General features: G+C 71.1%; 3 protein-coding genes and 1 pseudogene. All 4 read left to right on the forward strand.

Annotated features, from left to right (window positions below):
• A pseudogene (locus ACFYMP_RS32110) lies at nucleotides 1-102 on the forward strand (ATP-binding protein); the annotation flags it as partial.
• A gap of 515 nt (nucleotides 103-617) precedes the next feature.
• Nucleotides 618-3,860, forward strand: a complete 3,243-nt coding sequence (locus tag ACFYMP_RS32115) for a nitrate- and nitrite sensing domain-containing protein (RefSeq protein WP_388864221.1) — start codon at nucleotides 618-620, stop codon at nucleotides 3,858-3,860.
• Nucleotides 3,861-3,870: 10 nt separating this feature from the next.
• Complete coding sequence (locus ACFYMP_RS32120; protein ID WP_363149953.1) at nucleotides 3,871-4,284, forward strand: roadblock/LC7 domain-containing protein; 414 nt, start codon at nucleotides 3,871-3,873, stop codon at nucleotides 4,282-4,284.
• 92 nt (nucleotides 4,285-4,376) lie between these two features.
• Nucleotides 4,377-5,017: DUF742 domain-containing protein (locus ACFYMP_RS32125; protein WP_388864224.1), on the forward strand; the 641-nt coding region annotated here is incomplete at its 3' end.

Here is a 5,017-nt window from a genome sequence, read left to right on the forward strand (position 1 = left end):
CCCGACACCCCCATCATCACCACCGACGCCCGCCACCGCGCCGACGCCAAATCAGCCCTCATCACCCTCGTCGAACACGCCCTCATGGCACGCCTCAAGTGAGGTCCTCACGCGATGCGCGCACTGTGTTGATCAAGTAACGTCGGCCGCGCGGCAGTTGCTCGCGGTCTCACCGGCGGACTGTGTCGTTGGCCACGGTCCGCCGGTGAGTTCATAACGTTTCGGCAGTGAATTACCTTCGCTCCGCCACGCGCAGCGCTCGCCCGACGCCGCTGCGCTCATACGGGCCCCGTCTTTTGCCGGGGCTCGTTCTTTATGCCCGGTTTATCGTCACCGGGTCCACAGCCGTGCCCTCGGGCCCCGACGTTTGGTGGAGCGCAGTCCACCGTGCTGAAATCGCTGAACTGCCCAGTAGCAAGGGCCGGAGACGACAGCGGCATCACGCATGCGGATGCCGGGGCCGAGAGGTTGTTGGTCGAGTGAGGCGTAGCACGAAGGGCTCCGGCCCGGCGCCGCGGGCGCGGGGGAACTTCACCCCGCCGACGCGGGGCACCGGCCTGCCACGAGAGGTTCCGGAGGCTGGGGAACCCGCCTCCCCCTCCCCCCGCGGCAGCCGGATGTCCCCCCGCAACTGGCGGGTGCCGACGCGGCTGAACGCGATCCTGCTCATACCCGTGATCGTCGGACTGGTCATGGGGGGGTTCCAGGTCAAGGGGTCGATCGACACCTGGCAGGAGGCGGAGGACGCCAAGCGCGTCGCGCGCCTGGTGCAGGCCGCGGCGGTCTACGGCAACCTGCTGTCCGAGGAGCGCGACGTCAGCGTCCAGCCGCTGCTGAAGGGCGACCGCGAGAACGCGGCGGTGGCCAAGGCGCGTGCCGCGACCGACTCCGCCGCCGCCAGGTTCAGGGCGGCGGCGGGCGATGTGCCGCACACCGGCCACCTCAACCGGCGACTGGCCGACTTCCGCGAGGTCGAGCCGCGACTCGGCCCGCTGCGCAAGGCGGCCTTCACCGGCAAGCTCCCGGGGGTGCGGACCGAGGAGGGATACCTCCAGATCCAGCACCCGCTGATGGAGGTGGCCAACGAACTCGGCCTGGGCACCGACAACATCACCAGCTACGGCCGCACTGCCTACGCGATCTCCCTCTCCAAGTCGGCGCTGTCCCTCCAGCGCTCCATCGGCATGCACCTGTGGGTCAAGCCAGGCCCCGGTACGGACGACGCCACCAAGCAGCGCGTCGCCCTCTCCTCGTACGCGTACCTGGAGGGGATCGCCGTCAAGGAGTACACCTCCGGCGGGACCGCGAAGGACGCGGCGACGCTCGACAAGGCGATGAAGAGGCTCGCCGAGGAGGGCAAGAGGGCCAACGCCCGCGCCGCCGTCAAGGCCAAGGAGGCCGGGAGGACCTACGTCGCCCCGCCGGGCCAGGAGACGATGGTCTCCCTGCTCGTCTCCCCCGGCGCGACGCAGCGGACACTCACCGCCGAGGGCGTCACCCCGCAGAGCTGGTGGGCGACGACGACCGCGCGCTTCGACGCCTACCGCACCATCGAGTCCGATCTCACGAAGAAGGCCGTGAGCGAGGCCGCGCGTATCGCCGACGACGCGAAACGGGACACCTTCATCACCGCCGGCGCCGTGGTCGCGGCTCTGCTGCTCGCCTTCCTGGTCGCCGGCATGATGGCCCGTCAGATGAGCAAGTCGATGCGGCGCCTGCGCACCGAGGCCTTCGGAATAGCGGAACAGCGTCTGCCGCTGCTGGTCGACCAGCTCTCACGTACCGATCCGGGCCGGGTCGACACCCGCGTGCGGCCCATCCCGATCACCTCGACCGACGAGATCGGCGAGGTGGCCCGCGCCTTCGACCAAGTGCACCGCGAGGCCATACGGCTGGCCGCCGAGCAGGCCATGCTGCGGGGCAACATCAACGCGATATTCACCAACCTCTCGCGCCGCAACCAGTCGTTGATCGAGGGCCAGCTGACCCTGATCACCGACCTGGAGAACAACGAGGCCGAGCCGGAGCAGCTGGAGAACCTCTTCAAGCTCGACCACCTCGCGACGCGTATGCGCCGCAACGGTGAGAACCTGCTGGTCCTCGCCGGTGAGGAGCCTGGCCGGCGCTGGGACCAGCCGGTCCCGCTGGTCGACGTCCTGCGCGCCGCCTCCTCCGAGGTCGAGCAGTACGAGCGCATCGAACTGTCGGGCGTCCCCGAGGCGGAGATCCACGGCCGCTCGGTGACCGACCTCGTGCACCTGCTGTCGGAGCTGCTGGAGAACGCGACGACCTTCTCCTCGCCGCAGACCAAGGTCCGGGTCACCGCGACCCGGATGCCGGACGGCCGGATCATGATCGAGATCCACGACAAGGGCATCGGGCTGACGGCCGAGGACTTCGCCGACATCAACCACAAGCTGGCCAATCCGCCGACGGTCGACGCGACGATCTCGCAGCGTATGGGCCTGTTCGTGGTCGGCCGGCTCTCCGACCGGCACGGCATCCGGGTCCAGCTGCGCCCCTCGGGCGAGCAGGCGGGCACCACCTCGCTGGTCATGCTGCCGGAGAACATCACCCACGGCGGTGGTGGCGGCCGGCCCCCGGCCGACTCCGAGTTCACCGTCTCCTCCATGATCCCGGCCCAGCCCGGCCCCGAGCAGCCCGCGGTCGAGGCGCAGCCTGCGCTGCGTACCGCCGCCGAACTCGGTTTCGACGACACCCGCTACGGCGCCCGGCACTCCGAGTCCGCGCCGGAGCTCGACCCGGTGGGCCGTTCGCTGCTGCGCGAGGAGCGCCGCGCGGCCCTGGAGGCACAGACCCACCAGGGCCCGGACGAACGCCCGCTGTTCCGGGACGAGGTCGCCGCCGCCGAGGGGCGGCCGCCCTTCGAGGGCGCCGCGCCCTTCGACGGCGGCTCCGGTCAGGCGTACGCGGGCGGGCAGGCCGGCTACGAGCCGCCCGCCGGGTACGAGAACGGGAAGCCGGCCGGCTACGGGGAACCCCAGGCGCACTACGAGAGCGACCAGGCCGGCTACCCCGGCCCCGGGACCCCCTACGGAACGCCCTCCGGGTACGGCACGGACCCTCAGGGCTACGACCTCGCGGCCCAGCAGGGCTACGCCCCCGTCCAGGAACCGGGCGCCGCGGACCAGTCCGCGTACCCGGGCCAGGAACAGCAGGGTCAGTACGCGCCCGGGGCGTCGTACGAGGCGTACGGGACGAACGGGCGGGAGCCCGGCACCCCGCAGGGCGGCCAGAACGGCTGGGACGAACCGAACACATATCCGGTCCCCTTCTCCGACCAGGGCCTTTCCGCTACGGAATCTGCTCCGGGCGCTCCCGTGGAGCAGCCCGAACGCGTAGGCTTCGACCAGCAGGGCCCTGCACCGAGTTCCGCCCACGAGGTGACCGGGGCGGGGCTCCCCCGTCGCGGGTCCGCTGCCGGGGCCGGTGAGTTGACGTCTCGTCAGGAGTGGCAGGATTCCGGGGCGGCGGTGGAGCGGGACGCCGGGCAGTGGCGGGAGCCGCGGTCCACAGCCGCTGAGGAACCCTCGGCTCCCTCGGCCTCTTCGGCCAACGAGGAGCGTGCTCAGCGCGCCGATCGGCTGCGGCGGCCCGCGGCCGGCGGGATCACCCCCTCCGGTCTGCCGCGGCGGGTGCCCAGGGCCAATCTGGTCGAGGGCGCCGCTGAACCGAGCCCGCGGGGTGGCCCCCAGGTCTCCCGCGATCCCGAGGAGGTCCGGGGCAGGCTGAGCAAGCTGCGCCGGGGAGTTGAACGAGGTCGCACCGCGGGTAGCGACACGAATGGCACGAACGGTCGGGACTCCGGTCCCGACAGCACCTACGACCAGGAGCGTTAGTGTGAGCCCGATGAGCCAGGCGGCACAGAACCTGAACTGGTTGATCACCAATTTCGTGGACAACACCCCCGGGGTGTCGCACACGGTGGTGGTCTCCGCCGACGGACTTCTCCTCGCGATGTCCGAAGGTTTCCCGCGTGACCGCGCCGACCAGCTCGCGGCCGTGGCCTCCGGCCTGACCTCGCTGACCGCGGGGGCGTCCCGGATCTTCGAGGGCGGCACCGTCAACCAGACGGTCGTGGAGATGGAGCGCGGCTTCCTCTTCATCATGTCGGTCTCCGACGGCTCCTCCCTGGCCGTACTCGCCCATCCGGAGGCCGACATCGGCCTGGTGGGATACGAGATGGCGCTGCTGGTGGACCGCGCGGGCAGCGTCCTGACGCCGGATCTGCGGGCGGAACTCCAGGGCAGCCTTCTCAACTAACAGACAAGCAGTGCGTTTTCGGGTCCCGGGGCTTTAAGGTTTCGGAACGCGGCTCCACCACGACGGCGCCCGGACAGCAGGAGGAGGAAGACGTGACGACGCCCCCCAGTGGTTCACCGGCAGACTGGTCCTACGGCCAGGGCGTGAGCCAGGGTGACGGTCCTTCGGGCCGGCACGGTTCTCCCTCGCGCGGTCACCGGGAAACCCCGTCCTACGGGCAGCCGCAGTACGGACAGCAGCAGCACGGACACCAGCAGTACGACCAGGCCGCGTACGGCCGGCAGGGGGACGGGCGGCAGGGCGACGGGCAGCAGCCCGGCCCCTATGACGCGTACCCGTACCCGCACCCGGGACAGCAGCGGCCGTACGCCCAGCCCGAGCGGCCCTCCCGGCCCGCGGCGCCCGCTCGGGGCCGCGACGCCGGGCCGGCGCCGAGCCCGCTGGTGCGGCCGTACGCGATGACGGGTGGCCGCACCAGGCCCCGTTACCAGCTCGCCATCGAGGCGTTGGTCAGCACCACCGCTCAGCCTTCGCAGATGCAGGGGCAACTGCCCGAGCATCAGCGGATCTGCAATCTGTGCCGGGAGATCAAGTCAGTCGCCGAGATCTCGGCTCTTCTCTCCATTCCCCTCGGCGTGGCCCGGATCCTCGTCGCCGACCTGGCGGAAGCCGGACTCGTCGCGATCCACCAGCCCGGCGGCGACGAGAACGCCGGCGGCCAGCCAGACGTGAC

This window comes from Streptomyces sp. NPDC007088 (assembly GCF_042869355.1).
Taxonomy (GTDB): Bacteria; Actinomycetota; Actinomycetes; order Streptomycetales; family Streptomycetaceae; genus Streptomyces.